The organism is Cryobacterium sp. Y62 (genome assembly GCF_002929785.1).
Classification (GTDB): Bacteria; Actinomycetota; Actinomycetes; order Actinomycetales; family Microbacteriaceae; genus Cryobacterium.
On the sequence record NZ_PJJK01000121.1, the window covers coordinates 60,673 to 84,239 of the forward strand.

General features: G+C 65.1%; 23 protein-coding genes. 8 read left to right on the top strand and 15 right to left on the bottom strand.

The genetic code is table 11. The features are described from left to right. Nucleotides 1-110: 110 nt before the first annotated feature. The 4 genes from CXY71_RS19615 to CXY71_RS19630 all read left to right on the top strand — a co-directional run bounded on the left by CXY71_RS19615 (nucleotide 111) and on the right by CXY71_RS19630 (nucleotide 2,543). Nucleotides 111-578: a thioredoxin family protein gene (locus tag CXY71_RS19615; RefSeq protein WP_146072881.1), complete on the top strand. Its 468-nt coding sequence runs from the start codon at nucleotides 111-113 to the stop codon at nucleotides 576-578. After that, a complete protein-coding gene (locus CXY71_RS19620; RefSeq protein ID WP_104139599.1) occupies nucleotides 565-1,068 on the top strand; it encodes a DUF4395 domain-containing protein in 504 nt (167 codons plus the stop codon). Before CXY71_RS19615 ends, CXY71_RS19620 begins: the two co-directional genes overlap by 14 nt. A gap of 143 nt (nucleotides 1,069-1,211) precedes the next feature. Continuing rightward, nucleotides 1,212-1,643, top strand: a complete 432-nt coding sequence (locus CXY71_RS19625) for an OsmC family peroxiredoxin (RefSeq protein ID WP_104139601.1) — start codon at nucleotides 1,212-1,214, stop codon at nucleotides 1,641-1,643. Nucleotides 1,644-1,652: 9 nt separating this feature from the next. Beyond that, nucleotides 1,653-2,543: a TIGR01777 family oxidoreductase gene (locus CXY71_RS19630; RefSeq protein ID WP_104139604.1), complete on the top strand. Its 891-nt coding sequence runs from the start codon at nucleotides 1,653-1,655 to the stop codon at nucleotides 2,541-2,543. A gap of 10 nt (nucleotides 2,544-2,553) precedes the next feature. Here the strand turns inward: CXY71_RS19630 and CXY71_RS19635 are convergent, their stop codons facing one another. The 4 genes from CXY71_RS19635 to CXY71_RS19650 all read right to left on the bottom strand — a co-directional run bounded on the left by CXY71_RS19635 (nucleotide 2,554) and on the right by CXY71_RS19650 (nucleotide 5,808). Next, complete coding sequence (locus CXY71_RS19635; protein ID WP_104139607.1) at nucleotides 2,554-2,994, bottom strand: hypothetical protein; 441 nt, start codon at nucleotides 2,992-2,994, stop codon at nucleotides 2,554-2,556. Next, nucleotides 2,991-3,752, bottom strand: coding sequence for a 4-hydroxy-tetrahydrodipicolinate reductase (gene dapB, locus CXY71_RS19640; RefSeq protein WP_104139610.1), 762 nt, complete (start codon nucleotides 3,750-3,752; stop codon nucleotides 2,991-2,993). Before dapB ends, CXY71_RS19635 begins: the two co-directional genes overlap by 4 nt. Nucleotides 3,753-3,796: 44 nt before the next feature. Then, nucleotides 3,797-4,399, bottom strand: a complete 603-nt coding sequence (locus CXY71_RS19645; protein ID WP_104140014.1) for a histidine phosphatase family protein — start codon at nucleotides 4,397-4,399, stop codon at nucleotides 3,797-3,799. Between the two features lie 65 nt (nucleotides 4,400-4,464). Continuing rightward, nucleotides 4,465-5,808 (bottom strand): pitrilysin family protein, encoded by a 1,344-nt coding sequence (locus CXY71_RS19650; RefSeq protein WP_104139613.1) that lies wholly within the window; start codon nucleotides 5,806-5,808, stop codon nucleotides 4,465-4,467. Nucleotides 5,809-6,063: 255 nt separating this feature from the next. Between CXY71_RS19650 and CXY71_RS19655 the strand changes: the two genes are divergently transcribed. After that, a complete protein-coding gene (locus tag CXY71_RS19655; RefSeq protein WP_104139615.1) occupies nucleotides 6,064-6,654 on the top strand; it encodes a TetR/AcrR family transcriptional regulator in 591 nt (196 codons plus the stop codon). Nucleotides 6,655-6,673: 19 nt separating this feature from the next. Here the strand turns inward: CXY71_RS19655 and CXY71_RS19660 are convergent, their stop codons facing one another. Then, a complete protein-coding gene (locus CXY71_RS19660; RefSeq protein ID WP_233204729.1) occupies nucleotides 6,674-7,678 on the bottom strand; it encodes an aldo/keto reductase in 1,005 nt (334 codons plus the stop codon). Nucleotides 7,679-8,031: 353 nt separating this feature from the next. Here CXY71_RS19660 and CXY71_RS19665 point away from each other — a divergent pair, with 353 nt between their 5' ends. Continuing rightward, a complete protein-coding gene (locus CXY71_RS19665; RefSeq protein WP_104139618.1) occupies nucleotides 8,032-9,645 on the top strand; it encodes a peptide chain release factor 3 in 1,614 nt (537 codons plus the stop codon). A gap of 68 nt (nucleotides 9,646-9,713) precedes the next feature. Here the strand turns inward: CXY71_RS19665 and CXY71_RS19670 are convergent, their stop codons facing one another. Together CXY71_RS19670 and CXY71_RS21310 are read right to left on the bottom strand one after the other, a co-directional pair. Then, the gene (locus CXY71_RS19670; RefSeq protein WP_104139621.1) at nucleotides 9,714-11,399 is read right to left on the bottom strand and encodes a ribonuclease J; all 1,686 of its coding nucleotides are present in this window, start codon (nucleotides 11,397-11,399) and stop codon (nucleotides 9,714-9,716) included. A gap of 266 nt (nucleotides 11,400-11,665) precedes the next feature. Continuing rightward, nucleotides 11,666-11,833, bottom strand: a complete 168-nt coding sequence (locus CXY71_RS21310) for a hypothetical protein (protein ID WP_158253167.1) — start codon at nucleotides 11,831-11,833, stop codon at nucleotides 11,666-11,668. Nucleotides 11,834-12,114: 281 nt separating this feature from the next. Here CXY71_RS21310 and CXY71_RS19675 point away from each other — a divergent pair, with 281 nt between their 5' ends. Continuing rightward, on the top strand, nucleotides 12,115-12,618 hold the full coding sequence (locus CXY71_RS19675) for a glutathione peroxidase (RefSeq protein WP_104139624.1): 504 nt from the start codon (nucleotides 12,115-12,117) through the stop codon (nucleotides 12,616-12,618). 59 nt (nucleotides 12,619-12,677) lie between these two features. Here the strand turns inward: CXY71_RS19675 and CXY71_RS19680 are convergent, their stop codons facing one another. The 5 genes from CXY71_RS19680 to CXY71_RS19700 are packed head-to-tail and all read right to left on the bottom strand — an operon-like array spanning nucleotide 12,678 to nucleotide 18,941. Then, entirely contained in the window at nucleotides 12,678-13,595 is a 918-nt protein-coding gene (locus tag CXY71_RS19680) for a CoA ester lyase (protein WP_104139627.1), read from the bottom strand. After that, complete coding sequence (locus CXY71_RS19685) at nucleotides 13,592-14,104, bottom strand: MaoC family dehydratase (protein WP_104139630.1); 513 nt, start codon at nucleotides 14,102-14,104, stop codon at nucleotides 13,592-13,594. Before CXY71_RS19685 ends, CXY71_RS19680 begins: the two co-directional genes overlap by 4 nt. Before the next feature lie 22 nt (nucleotides 14,105-14,126). Next, entirely contained in the window at nucleotides 14,127-15,293 is a 1,167-nt protein-coding gene (locus CXY71_RS19690; protein WP_104139633.1) for an acyl-CoA dehydrogenase family protein, read from the bottom strand. Next, nucleotides 15,290-17,329, bottom strand: coding sequence for a biotin carboxylase N-terminal domain-containing protein (locus CXY71_RS19695; protein ID WP_104139636.1), 2,040 nt, complete (start codon nucleotides 17,327-17,329; stop codon nucleotides 15,290-15,292). The genes CXY71_RS19690 and CXY71_RS19695 overlap by 4 nt, the downstream gene beginning before the upstream one ends. 4 nt (nucleotides 17,330-17,333) lie before the next feature. Beyond that, nucleotides 17,334-18,941, bottom strand: coding sequence for a carboxyl transferase domain-containing protein (locus CXY71_RS19700; protein WP_104140020.1), 1,608 nt, complete (start codon nucleotides 18,939-18,941; stop codon nucleotides 17,334-17,336). 82 nt (nucleotides 18,942-19,023) lie between these two features. On the opposite strand from CXY71_RS19700, the gene CXY71_RS19705 reads away from it, so the two are divergent. Further along, entirely contained in the window at nucleotides 19,024-19,623 is a 600-nt protein-coding gene (locus CXY71_RS19705; protein ID WP_104139639.1) for a TetR/AcrR family transcriptional regulator, read from the top strand. Nucleotides 19,624-20,041: 418 nt separating this feature from the next. On the opposite strand, the gene CXY71_RS19710 is transcribed toward CXY71_RS19705, so the two are convergent. From CXY71_RS19710 to CXY71_RS19720, 3 genes are all read right to left on the bottom strand, one after another. Continuing rightward, entirely contained in the window at nucleotides 20,042-20,704 is a 663-nt protein-coding gene (locus CXY71_RS19710) for a VOC family protein (RefSeq protein WP_104139642.1), read from the bottom strand. 319 nt (nucleotides 20,705-21,023) lie between these two features. Beyond that, entirely contained in the window at nucleotides 21,024-22,502 is a 1,479-nt protein-coding gene (locus CXY71_RS19715; RefSeq protein WP_104139644.1) for a dihydrolipoamide acetyltransferase family protein, read from the bottom strand. After that, on the bottom strand, nucleotides 22,499-23,566 hold the full coding sequence (locus tag CXY71_RS19720) for an alpha-ketoacid dehydrogenase subunit beta (RefSeq protein ID WP_255412648.1): 1,068 nt from the start codon (nucleotides 23,564-23,566) through the stop codon (nucleotides 22,499-22,501). The genes CXY71_RS19715 and CXY71_RS19720 overlap by 4 nt, the downstream gene beginning before the upstream one ends. Nucleotide 23,567 lies beyond the last annotated feature (1 nt).

Genomic DNA, 23,567 nt, shown 5'->3' on the forward strand with positions numbered 1-23,567 from the left:
GGTTCAGGTTAGTCGCATCCACCGCAGGTCTGAGCCGGGCCACACCGTGAGCGCGCGTAATCTCTCGTCACACTGCAAGATGCACAGCACGTCGGCGTAGCGTTGCAAACATGAATCCCCTCGAAGCGCTCGGCCTGCTGTTGGCGTTGCTGGCCGGCACGACCGTGCTTGGTCTTCTCTGGCGGGCCCGGCAGGGTCGCGTCACCCAGATTTCCGGCCAAATCATCAGGCAAGCGGATGTCGCGGCCACGACCCCCTTCGGCGCTGCGGCGACCCTATTGCAGTTTTCAACCGAGTTGTGCGCCCGCTGCCCGGGCACCCGCCGCCTGCTGGGCGCCGTGGCGGATTCCCGCCCCGGCGTCGTGCACGTCGACGTGGATCTCACCCACCGCGCGGATTTGGCGAACCGGTACTCCATTTTGCAAACGCCCACGACCCTGATTCTCGACGGAGCCGGACGGGTGCGTGCCCGCGTGGGTGGCGCGCCGAACCGCGCCGCCATCGCCGCTGCCCTTGACGATTTCGAGCCCGGTTCGCGTCGTTCTACAACCCTCGGGAGTTCCTATGTCAACCGCTGATTCGCCGATCACGACGCTACCCAGGGCGCGCCCACGGCTCGATCCGCGAGGGCCCAGGTTCGGTGCGGCGATCACCGCCGTGCTACTGCTCGCTGTGGTCTTTCTGTCGCTGACCGGGGCATCCGTTGCCGCAGTGATCTTGCTGTCGGTACTGACCGGACTATTCGCATGGGGCGCGGTGGCCGGAGCCGGTCGGCATCCGTATGGCGTGCTGTTCAAGAAATTCGTGCGACCCCGCCTTGCTCCCCCGGCCGAACTCGAGGATGCTGCTGCACCGACCTTTGCCCAGGGCGTCGGCCTCGCGGTCACGCTCGTCGGCGTGGCCCTCGGGCTGGCCGGAGTGCCCGGCGCGGTCGGCATCGCGGCGGCGGCAGCCTTCGTTGCGGCCTTTCTCAACGCCGTGTTTGATTACTGCCTCGGCTGCCAGATCTATTTGCTGCTCGTGCGCTTCGGCCTGCTAAACCGGGGCGCGCGAGTCAGCGGAGCCTGACCCCTCGACTGAGAGCGTTTCGGGATCGGGTTCGAACGTGAGCTGGGCGTGTCGGGCTGGCTCTCAGGAAGTTCCCAGACGGGACAGGTTCGCCGGACAGGTCTGACGGATAGGGTGGAATTCAATCACCTGGAGGTAACACCATGCCCACGACACTCACGAGTGAAGCAACCACCGTCTGGACCGGCGATCTTCCGACCGGTGCCGGAACCATCACCCTCGATTCCTCGCATACCGCGGAATTCTCAGTGAATTGGAAGGCGCGCGCCGAAGGGGTATCGAACACCACCAACCCCGAGGAATTGCTTGGCGCCGCTCACGCAGCGTGCTTCTCCATGGCCCTCGCCAACGCCCTCGGCTCGGCCGGCCACACCCCCGAGAGTATCCAGACCACTGCCGCTGTCACCTTTGCGGCCGGCACCGGCGTCATCGGCAGCCACCTGCTGGTCAGCGCGAAGATTCCCGGTCTGACCGAGGCAGAGTTCGAAACGTTTGCCCAGGACGCCAAGGAGAACTGCCCGATTTCGAAGGCGCTCGCCGGCATTCCGATCACCATTGAAGCCGAGTTGGCCTAGGCCCACGCCATGCGCGTTCTGATCGCCGGGGCATCCGGTCTCATCGGTAGTGAGCTCAGCCGCCAGGTCGCAGCTGCCGGCCACACCCCGGTGCGGCTGGTGCGACGCGAGGCTCTCGGCACCAACGAGATTCGTTGGGACCCGGCCGCGCTGGTTCTGGATCCGAGGGTGCTCGACGACATCGATGCCGTCATCAACCTGTCCGGGGCGTCGCTCGCGCGGCTGCCTTGGACAAGCGGGTATCGCCAGGAGATCCTCCGATCCCGTCTGCACGCCACGCGCACGCTGACCGACGCGCTGCGTCGGTCAGCGAACCCGCCGAACATTCTGCTGAACGGCTCTGCGGTGGGGGTCTATGGGAATCGGCCTGGGGAAGAGCTGACTGAGGCATCGGCTGTCGGCACCGATTTTCTCGCCGAGGTGGTCACGAGCTGGGAAGCCGAGGCACAGCTCGCACCCGAACCGACGCGCGTCGTCACCCTGCGTACCGGTCTTGTTTTGGCCAAGGCCGGGGCTCTCAAACCCGTGCTACCGCTGGCCAAACTCGGCCTCGCCGGCCCCCTCGGTGGCGGAATGCAACACTGGGCCTGGATCAGCCTGCACGACGAGGCCGCGGCCATCGTGCACCTATTGACTTCTACTCTGTCCGGCCCGGTGAACTTGGTCGGGCCGACCCCTGCGACGGCCAACGATATCATCAGCACTCTCGCCGCGGCTCTGCACCGGCCATTCCTGCTGCCGATACCGAAATCGATTCTGACCCTTCTACTGCAGGATGCCGCCCGCCAACTGCTGCTCGCCGACCAAAAGGTGAGTCCCCAGAAGCTGCTCGACGACGGATTCGAGTTCGCTCAGCGTACGCCGACCACTGCGATCGCCTGGATGCTGCGCCAGCCGTAGCGGGCTGTTTCTAGCGCGTGCGTTCGAGGGCGATCGCCGTGCGGATCGCTCCGCGGGCTCGTTTGCGGTCGCCGGAGGCGTCGTAGGCGAGGCCAAGACGCAGCCAGGAATGCCAGTTATCGGGTTCGGCCTCAACCTCGGCTTGGGCAGCCGGAAACTGATCGTCGGCAGCGTCCCGATAGGGACGACCGCTCGGACGCACCGGCAGGTCGACCGAAGGAAGCCCCCCGAGTTCGTCGAGCTGACGCACCAGCCGCTCGGAGCGGATGCCGAAGGTGATCTCCCGCGCGAGCGCCCAGAAGCCAATCAGCGGCAAGACGAGTAGCGCCACCCCGATCGCAATACCGAGCGGCTCCCCACTTTCGATGAACGCTATGGCCCGCACTCCGGCCAGCAGCAAATAGAAAACCAGGAGTACCGCCATGACGATGACGGCGATTTTGCCCTTCATTCGGATGCTCCTGCCGTGTCTGAACCGAATCCAAGGTCGACGATTTGGTCAAGGCCCACCGTCACCCCCGTGGCAGTGCGCGTCGCGGCGAGAGCCAGCAGAATGCCGCTTTCGTAGGCGCTCGGGGAGAGTGTGTTGTGGCTGATCGTGAGCGTTTCGCCGGTCCCGCCCAGAATCACGTCCTGTCGGGCGAGCAGGCCGGCCAGGCGCAGGCTGTGCACGGGCACGCTGGAGACCTGCTGCCCGCGGGCCCGCTGGTCAGTGTGCGGAGCAGACACGGGTCCGAGTTCGGCGCGAGCGCGACCGATCAGTTCGGCGGTGCGCACGGCCGTGCCCGACGGCGAATCGACCTTGCCGGGCTGGTGCCCCTCGACGATCTCGATGGAGTCGTAGAATCGAGCGGCCAGGGCGGAGAATGCCGTTGCGAGCACCGATCCGATCGAGAAGTTGGGAATGATGATGACACCGGTATCGTCGCGATCGGCAAGGCGGCGGCGAAGTGCATCGATGCCCTCCTGACTCCAACCAGAAGTGCCAACAAGCACCCGCAGACCGTGCTCGGTGGCGAAGTCGACAACCGTGCGGCTGACGTCGGCACGGGTCAGGTCAACGGCGATCTCGGTGCCGAGCATCTCGCTCAGCTCGCTGCGAGAATCAAGCCGGGCGACGACCTCGTAGCCCTCGGTCCGGTCGATCAGATCGGAGACCAGGCGGCCCATCTTGCCCGTTGCGCCGATGATGGCCACCCGTGTTGTCATGGAACCAACCTACCAATTGATCGTTGTCAGCTTCACCGGGTCAATTAGAACATCAGCGGTTCGGGTAATCCGGTGCGCAGCTCGACCGGTAGGTGGCCAAGGTCGTTGTGGGTGACCAGCGTCCACGGACGGCCCGGCTTCTGCTGCAGCACGGTCAGCCCGCAGTTGGCCTGGTTGATGCCGACCCAGCGCCAGTCGGGAGCTCCGAGCACCTCACGCACAAACCAGGCGATCACAAAATTGTGGGTGATCAGCAGGTCGTGCCGCTGGCTGCGACGTGGCTGCAGAAATTCGGCGACCGCGTCTTCCATCTGCGCGCGTCCGGCAGCAATTTCATCGTCGGTGACCGAGCCGAAGAAGGGGTCGTAGGCCGACGGGGTTTCGGCCGCCCGGCCAGAGGGAATGCAGTCGAACAACAACGCAGACGATTCGCTTTGCACCGACGGCAACCGTTCGGCCATGATCGCGGCGGTTTCGGCCGCCCGCTGCAGCGGTGAATGCCACGCACCCGTGAACGGAACGCCGCTCAGCCGGTCGGCGATCAATAACGCCTGACGCTTGCCTCGTGGCGACAGTGGGCCGTCATGCAAGCCGTGTTCGGCATCCTGCTGCTCGCCGTGGCGGACCAGGTAGATGTACTGGGGCATCATTGTCCATTTCAAATTTCAAGGAGTCCGCGGGTGCGGATAGTGCAAAAGCTTTGCGGCTGCGGTCAGCCGGGAAGGATCGCCGCGAAAGCGTTATCGTCGAGCGCTCCGACCGCGGAGATCGACACGGGGCCGCTCGCGAGCTCGGCGGCGAGCTCCTGCACGTCGGCTGCGGTGACGAGCGCAAGGCGGCGCAGGGCCTCGTCGAGATCGGCGAACTCACCGAGGGTGATCTCGGAACGACCCAGCCGGGACATCCGCGTGTCCGAATCTTCCAGCGCGAGAGCGGATGCTCCGCTCAGCTGCCCCGACGCCCGCTTCATCTCGTCGGCAGTCACGCCGGAATCGCCGAGGCGGTGCAGTTCGCTGAGCATGAGCTCGGCGACCTGGCCAGCCTTGGCCGGTGTGCACCCGGCGTACATGCCGAACAGCCCGGCGTCGGAGTAACCGGGAGCGAAGGAGTAGACCGAGTAAGCCAGGCCGCGCTTCTCCCGTACCTCCTGGAACAGCCGGCTCGACATGCCGCCGCCGAAGATCGAGGTGAGCACGCTCATGGTCACGCGGCGGTCGTCGGTGGCGAGCAGCCCGGGCATTCCGAGCAGCAGATTGGCCTGTTCGAGTGGCCGTTTGACGATGGTGAGCGCCTGCCCCTGCGTGATGACGGCGGGAACACCACCACGGCGACTGACCGGGGTCTGGGCAACGCTGAGGTCCCAGCCGGCCAGTTCGAGGGCGCGGGTGACGGCGGCGACGAGCACGTCGGGGTCTACGGCACCGGCGACGGTAACGACGAGGTCCTGCGGGCGATAGTTCGCCTGATAGTGTTCCCAGACAGCCGACCTGGTGGCACCACGAATGTCGTCGGCGCTGCCACCGATCGGGCGACCGAGCGGATGCGTGCCCAGCACGGCTTCAAAAAAGCGCTCATTGGCGACATCGGCCGGGTCATCATCGGCCATGGCGAGTTCTTCGAGAATGACGCCGCGCTCGGTTTCGAACTCACCGGCATCCAGTTTGGACGAGGTCAGCATGTCGGTCAGCACGTCGATGGCCATGCCGAGGTCGCGGTCCTGCACCTTGGCGTAGTAGCAGGTGTACTCCTTGGCGGTCATGGCGTTGTGCTCGCCGCCGACCGCATCGAAGGAGATGGCGATGTCGAGCGCTGACCGGGTGGGTGTGCCTTTGAACAGCAGGTGCTCGAGAAAGTGGGTGGAGCCGAAATGGCCCGGCCGTTCATCGCGCGACCCAACGGCAACCCAGTAACCGATGGTGAGGCTGCGGGCTCCCGGTACCTGCTCGCTGAGAATACGCACCCCGCTCGGCAGAACGGTCCGCCGCACGAGGGCATCACCGGCGGCCCGAAACGAGAGTTCGGCCTGATCTAGGGGAAAGTCGACTGCACCGTTCATATCACCACAACCTTACTTGACCGCTCCGGTCGCGCCGGCGTACCGGCAGGAGCAGCCGCCAAAACACTGGTACCAGTAGTGTTCCGCTGAACACCAGTACCGTTTGATACCCCCAGTTTGACCAAATCGCACCGAGCCGTCAGATTCGACAGACTGGTCTGTCTAGTGTGTGTTACAGTCTGGGTGCTGACCGGCCCAAACCCCCCGGTTTTGCGCTGATCTGGGCCCTAATCGGCCCCCGACAGAGGAGCCCGAATGACCATGCTGACAGATGAGGCGGTACGGCCGGCGACACACGCCAAGGTGCGCATTCTCGCCACCGCCGACCGTCTGTTCTACACCGAGGGTGTGCACACCGTGGGTGTGGACCGAATCATCAGCGAGTCCAAGGTCACCAAAGCCACCTTCTATAAGTACTACCGGTCCAAGGATGCCCTCATCGTGGTCTACCTGCAGGGTCGGGACCGACGCGCTCGGGAGCTTCTCGCCGAACTGGAGCTACGCTTCGACACCCCCGAGCAACGCCTGCGCGGTGTTGTAGCCGAAATTTCGGCTCAAGTGATCCGCGAGGGATTCCACGGCTGCCCGTTCATCAACGCTGCAGCGCAGTTCACCGACCCCACGCATCCGGTACGTCAGGCCGTCGCCGCGCACCGCGATTGGTACGGCCGCAGCGTCGAAGACCTGTTCCGCGGCATGGGTCATGCCCGACCTGGTGACGCAGCAGACGACTTCTTTCTGGCCAGGGACGGTGCCTTCGCCGGCGCCAACCTGGGCGACCCGGTCGGTGCACACACCGCGCTGATTCGTGCCGTGCAGCGCGTGCTCGACGAGTCGAGCGACTAGCACCGAACCGCTCACACAGTCAGACGGTCGATACTCGATCCAGGTCGGCCAGATCGGTACGACCGAGACGGATGCCTGCCGCCGCGAGGAGTGCCGCCACGTGGCCCGGTTGCCCGGCCCCAGCGATCGGTGCGACCACATCGGGCCGGGCCAGGAGCCAGGCCAGTGCGATCGTCGCGGGCGCGACGCTGTGGGCGGCGGCGATGCGATCGACCATAGCGAGCACGCGCAGGGACCGCCGGTTGACATAGACCCGCGCGAGCTGACCGCGCGCGGTGCCGACGGCATCTGCTTTGGTGCGATAGGCGCCGGCCAGAAAGCCGTGAGCCAGAGCGAAGCCGGGCATGAGACCGAGGTTCTGTGCACCGGCCGCTACCGCAATGCTCGGTTCCAGTTCGGTGCGGTGCACGAGGTTGTACGGCGTTTCGACGGCGACGAACTTGGGCAGGCCCAACGCGGAGAGCACCCGAGCCTGCATCAGGCGCTCAGCCGAGAAATTGGAGGCCGCAAGGTGGCGCACCTTGCCGGCGCGTACGAGGGTGTCAACGGCAACGAGGCTCTCTTCGAGGGCGATGGACTTGTCGTCGAAGTGAAAGTAAAGCAGGTCGAGATAGTCGGTGCCAAGCCGAGCCAGGCTGGCCTCGACGGCGCCGACGATGCTGCGCTGGCTCAACCCGGGGTTGTCAAGGTTGTAACCGATTTTGGTGGCCACAATGGTCTCGGCGCGCGCTCGACGCGAGCGCAGCCACCCACCGATGATCACCTCGCTGCGACCGGCCGCAAAGCTGTCGGCCGTGTCCAGAAAGTTTCCGCCGAGATCGCGGTGAACGTCGAGAATCGAGGTTGACGTTTCACCGTCAGCCGTCCAGCCGAAGGCGTTGCAACCCAGAGCGAGCGGATGCACGAACAGCTCGGTACCCGGAATCTGGCGGCGTACCTCAAGCGCACCGGCGGTCGTCTCAACCGGCCCGGAACGGACGATCGACATCGCGTCGAGGGAGGTCGAGACCGCTTGTCTGGTCATCGTGTTGCTCCTTCCGCGGAATGTGCGCCGGGCCAGTCGCTTTTGCCGGATTTTCTGATGCGTGACGTGCTCTGTGCCCGACTGTAGGCGAGGCCACCGACATTTCCCGGCGGCACGCTAAACCGTTACCAAAATGTACGTCGGAACGAGGCAATTTGGTGTTGCTGACCCTCGAGGCAGGGTCAGAATGCGTTGGTCGCCAGTCGGTACGCGCATGATTTGTTAGACTGGCGATTGCGCGCAAATTGGGTTGAATGTGCAGGTGCACATCCGCCCTGGGCCGCTGGCTATCGAATCGACTATTTGATCTTTTGGCGAGGTATCCTGCCCAAATCAGCCGCAGGAAAGCAGCCATGACCAACCTCGCCGACGTGCCCAACCCTCAGGTTCTCCGTGAGGCTCGCAGGCGCCGTACTTTCGCCGTGATCTCCCACCCCGACGCCGGAAAGTCCACGCTGACCGAGGCGCTGCTGCTGCACGCCCGCGCGATCCCCTCGGCCGGCGCCACGCACGGTAAGGCCGGTCGCAACGGTACCGTCTCGGACTGGATGGAGATGGAAAAGGCTCGTGGTATCTCGGTCACCAGCGCTGCGATTCAGTTCGAGTACCACGACGCGGTGATCAACCTCGTTGACACCCCCGGCCACGCCGACTTCTCCGAGGATACCTTTCGGGTACTCTCGGCAGTGGATGCCGCGGTAATGCTCGTCGACGCCGCCAAGGGTCTCGAGCCGCAGACCATGAAGCTGTTCGCCGTCTGCAAGCAGCGCGGGCTCCCCGTCATCACCGTCATCAATAAGTGGGACCGGCCGGGCGACACTCCCCTGGCACTGATGGATGAGATCCAGACCCGTACCGGTCTGTTGCCGACCCCGCTGAACTGGCCGGTCGGCGAGGCGGGCGACCTGCGCGGCGTGCTCGATCGCCGCTCCGGGGATTTCCTGCGCTACACCCGCACGGCGGGTGGAGCGACCGTGGCCGAATCGGTGCGGCTGGATGCGGCCGACGCGGCGATCGAGGAGGGTCCGGCTTGGGCATCCGCTGTGGAAGAATCTGAGCTGCTCGACGCAGAGTCCCAGAATCACGACTCCGAGCTGTTTCTGGACGGGCAGACCACCCCGGTGCTGTTCTGCGCGGCCGTGGCCAACTTCGGGGTGCAGCAGCTGCTCGACACCCTGGTCGAGTTCGCGCCACCGGCTGAAGCCCGCATCGACATCGACGGCAACCCGCGCAAGGTCAGCTCGCCGTTCTCAGGGTTTGTGTTCAAGGTGCAGTCGGGTATGAACTCGGCGCACCGCGACCACGTGGCATTCGTGCGCGTCTGCTCCGGCGCATTTCGCCGCGGCATGATCGTGACGCATGCCGCGACCGGCCGGCCCTTTGCCACGAAGTACGCCCAGCAGTTGTTCGGCAAGGAACGTACCGTCACCGATCAGGCCTGGCCCGGCGACATCGTCGGACTTGTGAACGCGTCGGCGTTGCGCGTGGGCGACTCAATCTTCGAAGACGAGCGGGTGGAGTTTCCGCCGCTGCCGCTGTTCTCCCCCGAACACTTTCGGGCGATTCGCCCGGTCGACAGCAGCAAGCATAAGCAGTTTCGCCGCGGTATCGACCAGCTCGACCATGAGGGCATCATCCAGGTGATGCGCTCGGAGGTGCGGGGCGAACAGGCTCCGGTGCTCGGCGCCGTCGGACCAATGCAGTTCGAGGTTGTCGAAGATCGCATGGTGCACGACTTTCACGCCGACATTCGCATGGAAGCGCTGCCATACCAGGTGGCCCGCAAGACCGACAAGGAAAGCGCGCTCGTGCTCGCCGGAACCCGTCAGGTCGAGGTCTTCACCCGCTCCGACGGTACGCTGCTCGCCCTCTTCAGCACGCCCTGGCGGTTGCAGGCGATTGCCAAGGAAAACCCGAAGCTCGTGCTGATCGACATCGCGAACGCGACGGCGGACGACTTCATGTAGCTGGTGCGCTGAATAGCAAAGGCCGCATCCTCGTGGAAGATGCGGCCTTTCTCGTTCTGTCGGTGCTGTTACGCGTCGACGACCACGGAGGTGATGACCGGGCTGCGACGATACTTGCGGTTCATCCAGCGACTCACGGACTGGGTGAACAGGTCTTCGAGCTCGGCGCCGTCGACGATCTTGATGCGGTTCGCGGCCTTCATGGCCTCGTCAATGACCTTGGTAGCGCCCTTGACCCACTCGTCGTCGTGCACGAATCCGCGCGCCAGGAACTCGACGGGCTCGGAGAGCGTGCCGGTCTTGGCGTTGAGGATTCCGAGGATGGTGATGGTGCCGTCTTCGGCGAGCTTGCGACGGTCTTCCATCGCGGCAGTGGATGCCCCGCCCACGGTCATACCGTCGACGAAGATGTAGTCGGCGACAACCCGGCCGGTGACCTTGGCGTGACCGTCGATGAGGTCGACGACGACGCCATCTTCGACGACAATGACGTTCTCTTCGGGGACACCGGTCGCGATGGCGAGGTCAGCATTGGCCGTGAGGTGGCGCCATTCGCCGTGGATCGGCATGACGTTGACCGGCTTGACGATGTTATAGCAGTAGACGAGCTCGCCGGCACTGGCGTGACCGGAGACGTGTACCTTGGCGTTGCCCTTGTGCACGACGTTGGCACCCCAGCGGATCAGGCCGTTGATGACGCGGTAGATGGAGTTTTCGTTGCCGGGGATCAGCGAGCTCGCGAGCAGCACTGTGTCGCCTTCGCCGATCTTGATGACGTGCTCGCGGTTGGCCATGCGCGAGAGCGCGGCCATCGGCTCACCCTGCGAACCGGTGCAGATGAGAACGACCTTGTCGTCCTTCATGCGCTCGAGTGCCTTCATGTCCACGAGGAGGCCCTTGGGAATGTTGAGGTAGCCGAGCTCACTCGCGATGCCCATATTGCGCACCATGGAGCGACCGACGAAGGCCACCTTGCGGTTGTGCTTGACGGCAGCGTCGATGACCTGCTGGATGCGGTGCACGTGGCTCGCGAAACTCGACACGATGATGCGGCGCGGGGAGGTGCGGAACACGGTGTCGATCGCCGGTCCGATGTCTTTCTCGGCGGTGGTGAATCCGGGAACCTCGGCGTTGGTCGAGTCCGTCATGAACAGGTCGACGCCCTCTTCGGCCAGGCGCGCGAAGGCGCCGAGGTCGGTGAGGCGCTTGTCGAGCGGGAACTGATCCATCTTGAAGTCGCCGGTGGCGAGCACGAGGCCAGCTTCGGTGCGGATGGCGATGGCCAGGCCGTCGGGGATGGAGTGGTTCACGGCGATGAATTCGAGGTCGAACTGGCCGATGGTGCGGCGCTCGCCCTCTTTCACCTCGATGAAGTTCTGGCTGAGGCGGTGTTCCTGCAGCTTGGCAGCGAGGAAGGCCAGGGTGAGCTTGGAGCCGACGACGGGAATGTCGCCGCGTTCCTTGAGCAGGTACGGCACTGCGCCGATGTGGTCTTCGTGGCCGTGGGTGAGCACGATGGCCTCTATGTCCTGCAGGCGGTCGCGGATGGCGGTGAAGTCGGGCAGGATGACGTTGATGCCGGGCTGGTTGTCCTCGGGGAAGAGAACGCCGCAGTCAACGATGAGCAGCTTTCCCTTGTGTTCGAAGACGGTCATGTTGCGGCCGATCTCGCCGAGGCCTCCGAGCGGGATGATGCGCATGCCGCGGGCCGGCAGTGCCGGCGGAGTGCTCAGGTCGAGGTAGTGGTTATTCATGAATCTCATTTCGTTGTCTGCGGTACTGCATGTCCAGGTGTGGGGGGACCGAGCTCAGGCATACGGGAAGCGCAGCGATTATGCTCCGGGGGCTTCAGCGCGCATACGCGTACCTCGTGTCGCAGCTGGCGGGCAAGCAAAATACCGGCCAGATACGCTCCTAGTCTACCGACGCATCCTCGCTCGGAGTTTCGGGCACACGAAAGGGGGCCCCGCGCTCGGCGGAGTCCCCTTTTGTGTGTCACCGACCTTGGCGGTCGGTCTGGCTATCGACTACACGGCGTGACCCGTGCCGACACATAGCAACCGGCTTCAAGCTGTAGCGCGGTGCCGCTGACGTAGCCGGTGGCGGTGATCGCGCGTCGAACGTCTTGAGTGACGTACTCGTTGGCCGTGGTGGTGCGCACAGTGCGCTTCGAAACGAAGGAATTCATGCTGCTCCTGGTGCAATCTATAAACGGATACCGATGGCTGGCCAGAGCAGACAGCGTCGCTCGAGGCGAAAGCCTGATTCGAGTGAAACTGGGGATGGTGGCCCGGTCGGCGGGAAGAATGCGCTGCGCCGCGCGGGCTGAGAAATCCGGATCCTCTAATGGACCGCCATGATTTCTGAACTCATATTATAGTACGTGAACGGGTCGGCCTATAGGGGCGGCGCACAATTTACACAGGGATTGTGCAGCCAGCTCAGATGCGGCATCGATAAAGTTCTCTAATGACCTCTTCTGCGCTGTACGACATCCCCCTCACCCTCATCGACGGATCAGAAACCACATTCGGCGCTTACGCCGGCAAGACGGTTCTTGTCGTCAACGTGGCCTCGAAGTGCGGGTTCACCCCGCAGTATGCCGGTCTGGAAGCGCTGTACCGGCGCTACGCCGACGAGGGGTTAGTGGTGCTCGGCCTACCCAGCAACCAGTTCATGAGCCAGGAACCCGGCACCGAAGAGGACATCGCTCAATTCTGCGGCATGACCTACGGGGTGACCTTTCCGATGACGGCCAAGGTCGATGTGCGGGGAAAGCAGCAGCATCCGCTCTACGCGGAGCTGACGAAGTTCAAGCACGGACTCATGCCCGGCCTGATCAAGTGGAACTTCGAGAAGTTTCTGGTGACCTCGACTGGCGAAATCGTGGACCGCTTCGCCTCGTCAGTGGAGCCGGAGTCGACCGTAATCGTCGACGCGATCGAAAAGGTTCTGGCCGCCAAAGCCGCCTGATCCGCATGGGCCCAGGACCCTAAGGTGGGCCCGGCGAGCAGACGCCCCGGCGCGGGGCGTCAGCGGGCGGCTCGGCGCAGCACGGCCTCGGCGTGACGCAGTACCGGGCCGTCAATCATGCGGCCCTCGTGCTGGAAGACGCCGCGCACACTGGCTGCCGCCTCAAGCAGCCCGAGGGCGTAATCGACCTCGGCGGCGGTCGGCTGGTACGCCGACCGGATGACCTCGACCTGGCTGGGGTGGATGCACGCGGTAGCGGTGAAGCCGCTCGCGACTGCATCCACTGCCTCGTCACTGAGCCCCACCGTGTCGGTGATGTCGAGGTGCACGGTGTCGATCGCGGCTTTGTCGTGGGCTCGAGCAGCCAACAATACCTGGGAGCGGGCCTGGCGAGCGACGTCGCGGTAGCGGCCGTCGGGGAACCTGCTGGACGTGCCACCGAGTGACGCGACCAGGTCTTCGGCACCCCACATGAGCGCGACGACGTTTCGTGCCGCGGCAATCTCGGATGCAGAGATGACGCCGGCGGCGGTTTCGCAAAGCGCGATCACTCGAAATGCATCGAGCAACTCGACCTGGCCGAAACTGACCGTCTTGGCGAGCATCACATCGCGGTATTCCGTGCGCTCCAGCGCGGCCAGGTCGAGCGCGAAGTCGGCCGTGTCGGCCGGATTGATGCGCACGATCGTGCGCATCGGGTCGAGCGGATGCTCAATCAGCGCCCGACGCGCGTCGGCCCGGGCTGCGGGAGCGACGGCGTCTTCGAGGTCGAGAATGACCGCATCGGCCCGCTCAACGGCCTTCGCGTAGCGATCGGGACGGTCGGCCGGGCAGAACAGCAGAGCGGGACCGAGGGTGAACGGGGCCGGAGTGAAGGGACTCAGTCCGGTCGGGCTGTCGTCGAAGCGGTCCGGGCCGGTCGGATACTCCTCAAACGGGTCGGGATCGAGTGGGCCACCGTCGAACGAGCCGCTCATTTTGATGCCCCCCGGCACCAGACCAGCACTGTGCGCACAGCCGTGCCGACGATGACGCCGTCCTGGTTGCGCCCGGTATGTTCGAGCGTGATAATGCCCTGCCCCGGCCGGCTCTTCGACAGGCGTTTGTCGGTGACGATGGTCTCCGAGTACAGAGTGTCGCCATGGTGCAGCGGATGCGGAAACGCTACGGCCGAAAACCCCAGATTCGCCACGATCGTACCCTGGGTCAACTGGGCGACCGAGCTGCCGACCATGGTCGAGAGGGTGAACATGGAATTGACCAGACGTTCACCGAACGGCTGCGTTGCCGACCAGGCCGCGTCGAGGTGCAGGGACTGGGTATTCATGGTCATCGTCGTGAACAGCACGTTGTCGGCCTCGGTCACGGTGCGACCGGGGCGATGCTGGTAGAGCGCCTTCAGGTCGAACTCCTCGAAGTACAGGCCGCGCTGCTGAACCGGGTGGCGCTCCCCCGGCTGCAGTTCCTTTGTACTGGAATCGGGCATCCGCTTCTCCAATTTCTTCAGGTCAGCCGGCGAAGCCCAGGGCCCGCGAGATGACCATGAGCTGAACCTCAGTTGTGCCCTCGCCGAGCTCGAGCACCTTGGAATCACGATAGTGCCGGGCGACCGGGTTTTCGTTCAGAAAACCGTATCCGCCGAAGATCTGGGTGGCGTCGCGGGCGTTGTCCATAGCCGCTTCGCTGCCGACCATCTTGGCGATCGAGGCCTCCATCTTGAACGGCTTGCCGTTGATCATTTTCAGCGCCGCGTCATAGTAAGCGAGACGCGCGGTGTGCACGCGCGCCTGCATGCGCGCGAGTTTGAACGCGATGTGTTGGTTGGACCCGATGGCACGGCCGAAGACGTTACGGCTCCTGGCATAGCGCACCGACTCGTCGAGGCAGCCCTGCGCCGCCCCGGTGCACAGCGCGGCGAAGGCGATGCGGCCCTCATCGAGGGTCTGCACGAAGTTCGCGAATCCACGGCCACGCTCGCCGAGCAGGTTGGCCTCCGGCACACGCACGTCGTCGAAGAGCAGCGGATGGGTGTCGGAGGTGTGCCAGCCGACCTTGTCGTAGGCGGGCAGTACGGTGAAACCGGGTGCCGGGGTCGGCACCAGAATGGCGGTGAGTTCCTTCTTGATGGAACCGTCGGTGCGGGTCGATTGGCCGGTGACCGCGGTCACCGTGACCAGCCGGGTGATCTCGGTACCGGAGTTGGTGATGAACTGCTTGCTGCCGTTGATCACCCATTCACCGTTCGTGAGTTCTGCGGTGGTCTTGGTGCCGGCGGCGTCGGAGCCGGCATCCGCTTCAGTGAGGCCGAAGGCAGACAGTGCCGTGCCGCTCGCGAGCAGTGGAACCCACCGCTGCTTCTGCTCCTCGGTGCCGCGACGGTACACCGGCATGATTCCCAGGCCGACACCGGCTTCGAGACTGACGGCGATGCTCTGGTCGACGCGAGCAAGCTGTTCGACCGCGAGGCAGAGCGAGAAGTAGTCGCTACCCTGGCCGCCGTATTCCGTCGGGAACGGCAGGCCGAAGAGACCCATCTCGCCCATCTGGGCGATGATGCCGTAGGGCAGGCTGCGCTTGGTGTCATATTCGTAGGCGGCGGGCGCGACGACGGTGTCGGCAAAGTCGCGTACTTGGTCGCTGAGGGCCTGCTGGGTGGGGCTCAGTTCGTAACTCAATGTGACGCTCCCTGGTCTGGGGTGGTGCTGGCGCCGGGTTCGGCCCTGACGGTTGCGACGATCTGGTCGAGGCGCACGAGATCGCCGGGAACGACGGTGATGGAGACAGTGCCCGGCTGCGTTGCCAAAAGTTTGTGCTCCATTTTCATGGCCTCGATCGTGGCGAGGGTCTGCCCGGCGACGACTCGGTCTCCGGTCGTGACCGGCACCGACACGACGGTGCCCGGCATCGGGGAGCGCACCTCTGGGCGCAGCTCGCCCGGTGTGCGGCCAAGGCCGCCGAGCATCTCCGCAAGTTGTTCGGCCCGGGTGGGAAGCAGGAGGTCGAACGCGACCCCGCCGTGCCCGAGGTGCAGGTGGCCGGTCGTGCGTATCAGGTCGTACAGGCGCGTCTCGCCGGCGAACTCGACCCATACCCGGTCAGCATCCACTGCCACGAGACTGCCGCGGACGTTCCGGTGCTCGCCGACGGCAACGGATGCCGCGCGCGGCTCCCCGCGAACGCTCACGTTCACGATTCTTCCGCCGCCCACACCGAGCTGATACTGCGCGCTGCGGTGCTCGCCAAGGCGCCAGCCGCTCGGCTGCTGCCAGATGGAGGTGGTTACATCGGCACGGGCAGCATGCAGCAGCAGGGCTGCGGCTACGAGCACGTGCTCATCGGCCTGCCGAAACACCAAATGCGGCAGGGTGCGTTCGATCAGCCCGGTGTCGAGCTCGCCGGCCAGCACGGCCGGGTCGTGCAGCAACAGGCGAAGATATTCCAGATTGGTATGTACGCCGAACACGAGGGTATCGGCGAGGGCGCGGTCGAGACGGGCGATCGCCGTCGCCCGGTCGGAGCCCCAGGCCACGATCTTGGCCAGCATCGGGTCGTAAGCTCCGCCGATCTCCAGGCCGACCAGAAGGGCGCTGTCAACCCGGATACCCTCTCCGGTCGCCTCGCGCAGGGCGAGCACGGTGCCGGTCATCGGTAGAAAATCACGGTCGGGGTTCTCGGCGTAGACCCGCGCCTCGATCGCATGCCCGCTGAGGCATATATCGGCTTGTTCGAGCGTCAGCGGCTCCCCGGCGGCAATGCGCAGCTGCCAGTCGACCAGGTCGACGCCGGTGACGAGTTCCGTGACCGGGTGTTCCACCTGCAGGCGGGTGTTCATCTCCATGAAGAAGAATTCATCTGGAGCATCGGCGGCGACCAGAAATTCAACCGTGCCGGCGCCTCGATAGTCGACACTACGTGCGGCGGCACAGGCGGCCTCGCCGATGCGGGCCCGGGTGGCCGCATCGAGCAGTGGCGACGGGGCTTCTTCGATCACTTTTTGGTGGCGACGCTGCAACGAGCACTCGCGTTCACCGAGGTGGATGACGGCGCCGTAGTTATCGGCGAGCACCTGCACCTCGATATGGCGGGGGGTCGCGACGAGACGCTCCAGGAACAGGGTGTCATCGCCGAAGGCGCTCGCTGCCACGCGACGGGCGGTCTGCAGAGCGTCGGCGAGCTGCTCGGCGCTCTCGACAACCTGCATACCCTTGCCGCCGCCGCCGGCAGACGGTTTGATCAGCAGCGGATAGCCCACCTCAACGGCAGCCGCGATGAGCTGCTCATCGCTGAGTCCGGGGCGGGCGATTCCAGGAATGATCGGCACTCCGAACCCGGCGACGTGGTTCTTGGAACGGATCTTGTCGCCCATCACGGCCAGGGCGTTGACGCTTGGCCCGATAAAGATGATTTTGGCATCGGCGCAGGCCTGCGCGAAGGCCTGATTCTCGCTCAGGAACCCGTAACCGGGGTGAATGGCTTCGGCGCCGGTCTGCACCGCGGCGGCGAGAACGCGCTCGATGCTGAGGTAGCTCTGGGCCGGGGCTGCGGGGCCGATCCGCACCGCGGCATCCGCTAATTGAACATGCCGGGCACCGCGGTCGGCGTCGCTGTAGACCGCAATCGAGCGGATGCCCCGCTCGCGCAGGGTGCGAATGATGCGGCACGCAATCTCGCCGCGATTGGCGACGAGCACGGTATCGAAGGGGGTATTCATCGGGTCACATCCGAAACAGGCCGAAGGCGGGGTCGGGCAGCGGCACGGCGGAGCAGACTCCGAGCGCCAGTCCGAGCACGGTGCGCGTGTCGGCCGGGTCGATGACGCCGTCGTCCCAGAGTCGGGCGGTCGAGTAGTAGGGGCTGCCCTGTTGTTCATACTGCTCGGCGATCGGCTTCTTGAAGGTAGCTTCGTCCGCCGCCGACCACTCATCGCCGCGACCCTCGATCTGTTCGCGTTTGACAGTCGCGAGCACCGCGGCGGCTTGCGGGCCGCCCATCACTGACACGCGGCTGCCCGGCCACATCCAGAGGAAGCGGGGCGAGTAGGCCCGGCCGCACATGGAATAGTTGCCGGCGCCGAAGGAGCCACCGATGACGACCGTGAGCTTGGGCACCCGGGTGGTGGCGACGGCGGTGACCATTTTGGCGCCGTGTTTGGCAATGCCACCGGCCTCGGCGTCCTTGCCGACCATGAACCCGGAGATATTCTGCAGAAAAAGCAGTGGAATGCCGCGCTGGTCGCACAGTTCGATGAAGTGGGCCCCCTTGAGAGCGGAGTCGGCGAACAGAATGCCGTTGTTGGCGACGATGCCCACCGGGTGGCCGTGCAGATGGGCGAATCCGGTGATGAGGGTCGTGCCGAACTCCTTCTTGAATTCGTGGAATTCACTCGCGTCGACGAGCCGGGCCACGACCTCGCGCACGTCGTAGGGTTGCTGCACGTCGACCGGCACTACGCCGTACAGCTCGTCGGTTGATACGGCCGGCTCACGCACCGGCAGCACCGGCCAGGCCGACCCGGCCGGCAGCGGCAGAGTTGAAACGATGTCGCGCACGATCTGCAGGGCGTGCTCGTCGTTCTCGGCGAGGTGGTCGGTGACGCCGGAGACGCGCGAGTGTAGGTCGCCGCCGCCGAGTTCTTCGGCCGAGACGATCTCACCGATCGCCGCTTTGACGAGCGGCGGGCCGCCGAGAAAGATGGTGCCCTGATTTCGAACGATCACGGTTTCGTCGCTCATCGCCGGAACGTAGGCGCCGCCGGCCGTACAGGAGCCAAGCACCGCAGCAATCTGCGAAATTCGGGCCGCGGACATCCGTGCTTGGTTGTAGAAGATGCGACCGAAGTGTTCGCGGTCGGGAAAGACTTCGTCTTGCAGGGGCAGAAACGCGCCGCCGGAATCGACGAGATAAATGCACGGCAGCCGGTTTTCGGCGGCGATCTCCTGGGCGCGTAGGTGTTTCTTGACCGTGAGCGGATAGTAGGTTCCGCCCTTGACGGTGGCGTCGTTGCAGATCACGAGCACGGGTCGGCCGTGGACGAGGCCGATTCCGGCGATGAGGCCGGCACCGGGACTGTCGTCGTTGTAGAGGCCGCTGGCGGCCAGCGGTGCAATTTCGAGAAAGGGGCTGCCGTCATCGAGCAGGCGGTCAACGCGGTCCCGCGGCAGGAGCTTGCCACGGGCGACGTGCCGCTGGCGGGATGTCTCGGGACCGCCGAGCGTAGCTGCGGCCAGCCTCGAGCGAAGGTCGGCGACGAGGGCGCGTTGTCCGGTGTCGTTGGCGAGAAAGTCCGGAGCGGTGTGGTCGAGTTCACTGGTGAGTACGTGCATCGCCGGCTGCGTCTCCTTCGACTGGGTGCCAATCACAGTTAATGTTCGGTAACTCAAATCAGGCTAGCTAGTGTTAACTGAAATGTCCAGCACACAGAGAACCACACGCAGCCAGGCCAAGGCCGACCGGCGCTCCGCCCTGCTCCGTGCGGCGGCCTCCTTGTTCGCGCGCTCAGGCTTCAACGGGGTCTCGATCGAAGATCTCGGCGCGGCCGTCGGGGTGAGCGGACCCGCCGTCTACCGGCATTTCAGCGGCAAGCAAGCCGTGCTCGCCGCTCTCCTCATCGACGTGAGCGAGGACCTCGTGGCAGGTGGCAGGGCCGTCGTGGCTGAGACAACGGATGCCGCGGCCGCGCTGAGCGACCTCGTGCGCTTTCACGTCGACTTCGCTCTGTCGAACCCTGAGGTGATCCGGGTGCAGGACCGCGACCTCGACAGCCTCGCCGAGTCCGACCGCCACCGCGTGCGCCTGCTGCAACGCGAGTACGTGGAACTTTGGGTGGAGGTGTTGCACCGGGTGCATCCCACGGTCGATGAGACGCTGCTGCGCATTCGCTCCCACGCGACCTTCGGCCTGCTGAATTCGACGCCGCACAGCGCCGTCGTCGCTCCGCGCACCGATGTGCGGAGGGTGCTGACCGAAATGGCACTCGCTGCACTGGTCCCGGTTGACCAGCGATGACCTGAACGGAGCCCTCCTCGTTCCACACTGTGCGATCAGCGTCCGCTGACTCCGCGCCTCACCATCGTTATGGGTAGATCCCAGTTCAGCCACAGGTTTCGAGAGGTCGATGAGGACTGGCCCTTCTACAAGCAGAGACCGAGCGACGAGGAGTATTTCACCGACAAGAGCGGTTGTGGGTTGCGGTTGTGGGTTGCGGTTGTGGGTGGCGGTTGTGGGTGGCGGCACTGAGCAGCCAGCCAGTATCAGCAGCACCAACGGTCTCGTCGCGGCGGATCGCCAGTGTCGCATATGGGCGTCCTAATCGACACCGGTAGAACTGTTTGGCAGACCCTGCTGGCGCGCTTGTGGGCCTGCATTTCTACCACCCCATGCAGTAGCCACCTCCGCGTGACGGAAGCTGCACTGCACGCTCGAATCAAAAGGCGGCGGTGCAGACGCAGAGCTCGTTGCCCTCGACGTCGGCGAGGACCCACCAGTCGGGTGCGTGTTCGTCGGTGAGCAGTACGCCGCCGCACAAGAGCATGGCCGCGACCCGACCTTCGGCATCGTCGCTCGGAACGTAGACGTCCAAGTGGATGCGGTTACGGTCGGTGCGGGCGATTTCCATGTGCTGAAACCAGACCTTGGGGGCGAGACCACGCGGGTCGACCAGCTCGATACCGTCGTCGCCGGCGACCTCGGTGTAGCCGAGACCGACCCGCCAGAATGGGCGCACGGCATCCGCGTCTGCGCAGTCGATTGCGATGTCGTAGCGGGCTGGCTGCTGGTGGCGAGCGGTCGCACCAAGGCTGTCGGCGATCTGCTGCACCCGCGCGGCGAGCGCGACGTCGCGAGCGGTGACTCCTCCAACATCGTGCGAAGTGAGAATGAGCGAGACGGTGCCGTAGCCGAGGCGCAGGTCGGGGTGGTGGTTCATCTGCTCCGCCACTTCGCCAACGCGGTTGACCAGTTCGAGGGCTGAGGCGAAGTTCTTGGTGCGGAAAGAGGCGTGCAGGCACCCGTCGAGGTGCACAAAAGCGGTGTCGGCCAACTGCTTCTTCGTCGTGAAGGGGGCGAGGAGTGCTCCGTGAGCGTTCATGCTTCCACTGTCCTCCGCTGCCGCGCCCCGGTCAACCGCCCGTCTGGTGCATAACTCCTGAAATCTGCTGAATTAGAAATTAGGTACCCCGGAATTCCGCGGAACTTTTCGGTCAGTCATACAAGATGCAGGAGTTATGCGCAGCGAGCTGGGTGAGGTCGACGAGTGCCGGGGATGGTTGCAGAAATGCCGGCCCACCGCGTGGCTAATTCAGGAAAACCGTCGGATAACCACCCGAGAATCGCGCTTGAGGCCCTCACTTCGACCTGATTTCCTGAATTGGCCACGACGCGCAGGCGTGAGCGCGGATCAGCCCGGGCTAGATCATGGTCAGAACCCGGGCCGGGTCGGCGAGGATGGTGCCGATGTCGGCGAGAAAGCGGGAGCCCTGCTCGCCATCGACCAGACGATGATCGAAGGACAGGCTGAGCGTGAGCACCTTGCGCAATGCAATCTGGCCGCGATACTCCCACGGTCGCGAACGGATGGCGCCCATCGCGAGGATCGCCGCCTCCCCCGGGTTCAAAATGGGCGTGCCGGCATCGATACCGAACACCCCGATGTTCGTGACCGTGATCGTGCCGCCGGACAGTGCCGCCGGGGCGGTCGTGCCGGCCCGGGCTGCCGTCGTGAGTTCGGCGAGCGCCGCGGCGAGGCCTTGCAGGTCGAGTCGGTCGGCGTCGACGATGTTCGGCACCACCAGGCCACGCGGGGTGGCCGCAGCGATGCCGAGGTTCACGTAGTGGAACTGCACGATTTCGCCGGCCGACTCATCCCACCGGGTGTTCACCGCGGGCGTGCGGCCAACGGCGATGCAGAGCGCCCTGGCCACCACGGTCAGGATTCCAATGCCGGCATCGGCAAAGCCCCGGTCGGCACGCAGGGAATAGAGCAGCTCCACGGTCGGCGTAACGTCGATGGTGAGGAATTCGGTCACGTGCGGTGCCGTGAACGCGCTCTGCACCATGGCCTTTGCCGTGAGCTTACGCAGACTCTTGATCGGCGCGCGGGTCTCCCGCGGGAACGCTTCTGGCCCGGATCGGTCGGGCGTCGTTACGGGCAGACCGGTCGCCGGCACCGACTTGGTGATGTGGGCGCGCACGTCATCTCTGGTGATCAGGCCGTCGCGCCCGGTTCCGGTGACCGTGGTGAGATCTATGCCGAGGTCGCGGGCCAGGGCGCGCACCGGCGGCGTCGAGCGCGGCCGGTCTGCACCGGATGTTACTGCGGGCTGGTCGACGGACGTCACCTGGTCGGTGACGGCAGAGGTCCCGGCGTCTGGCGCTGCCCGGCCGACGGAAGCAGCAGTGTCGCCAACGGCCTGACCGCCAGCGGAACCATCTTCTGCAGGATCATCAACGGCGAGCCCGCTGGCTAAGACCGCCGCTCCGCCACCCGGTCGGGCTCGGCGCTGCGGGTGGCCGCCGCGCTCGACGGCGGGTCCATAGCCGACCAGGTTGGCCTCGCGTTTCTCAGCTTGAGCGGGGGCCGCAGCATCCGTTGCACCGGCATCGGGGGTGTCGGCATCCGTTGCACCGGCATCGGGGGTGTCGGCATCGCCAACCACGTCAAAGCTGACGATCGGCTCGCCGACGTGCACGACCACACCAGCCGGACGGTGCAGCTCGCTCACCACACCGGCGAACGGGCTCGGCAATTCGACCACGGCCTTGGCCGTTTCGACGTCGGCGATGTGCTGATTGAGCGCGACCTCATCGCCCGGCGCGACCAGCCAGGCTACGATCTCGCTCTCGGTAAGCCCCTCACCGAGGTCGGGCAGCTTGAACACCTTGATCATCGTCGCCCCATCACGCGGTCGACGCCGTCGAGAATACGGTCCAGGTCGGGCAGGTGGTGGCTTTCGAGCTTGGCCGGCGGGTATGGCACGTCGAAGCCGGTCACCCGCACCGGGGCGGATTCCAGGTAGCTGAAGCAGCGTTCGGTGACGGTCGCGATGATCTCGCCGCCGAGTCCGCCCGACTGCGCCGCCTCGTGGGTCACGACCAGACGCCCGGTCTTACGAACGGATGCCTCCACCACCGCATAATCCACCGGGGACAGCGACCGTAGGTCGATGACCTCGATCGAAACGCCTTCATCGCCCGCGGCGAGCGCCGCATCCTTCGCGGTCGACACGAGCGCGCCATAGGTGAGGAGCGTGACATCCGTTCCCGGAGTGACGATGACGGCCTGCTCCATTGGAGCGCCGAGCTCTGGCACGACCTCACCCTTCACGTGGTAGCGGCGCTTGGGCTCGAAGTAGAGCACCGGGTCGTCGCTCGCGATGGCCTGCCGAATGAGGCTGTAGGCATCCTGCGCGTTGGAGACAGCGATCACCCGCAGGCCGGAGGTGTGAGCGAAGTAGGCCTCCGGCGATTCGGAGTGGTGCTCGGCCGCGCCGATACCGCCGCCGAACGGCACCCGAATGGTGATCGGCATGCGCACAGCCCCCTGGGTACGGTAGTGGAATTTCGCGACCTGGCTGACGATCTGGTCGAAGCCTGGAAAGATAAAACCGTCGAACTGAATCTCACAAACCGGGCGGTAACCGCGGTAGGCGAGACCGACCGCGGTGCCGATGATCGCCGATTCGGCGAGCGGCGTGTCGATGACGCGGCGGACGCCGAACTGTGCCTGTAGGTCGCTCGTAACGCGGAAGACGCCGCCGAGGGCTCCGATATCTTCGCCGAGCAGCACGACCTTGGGGTCGTCGAGCATCGCCTGTCGTAGGCCCTCATTGATGGCCTTGCCGAGGGTGAGGGTCTTCGTCTCTCTCAACGGGGTCGGCGCCGGTTCGGTGTAAGCCGGCACAGTGAGGCCCGGAACGGTGGACACGGTTGCGGGGGTCATCAGGGTAGTCATG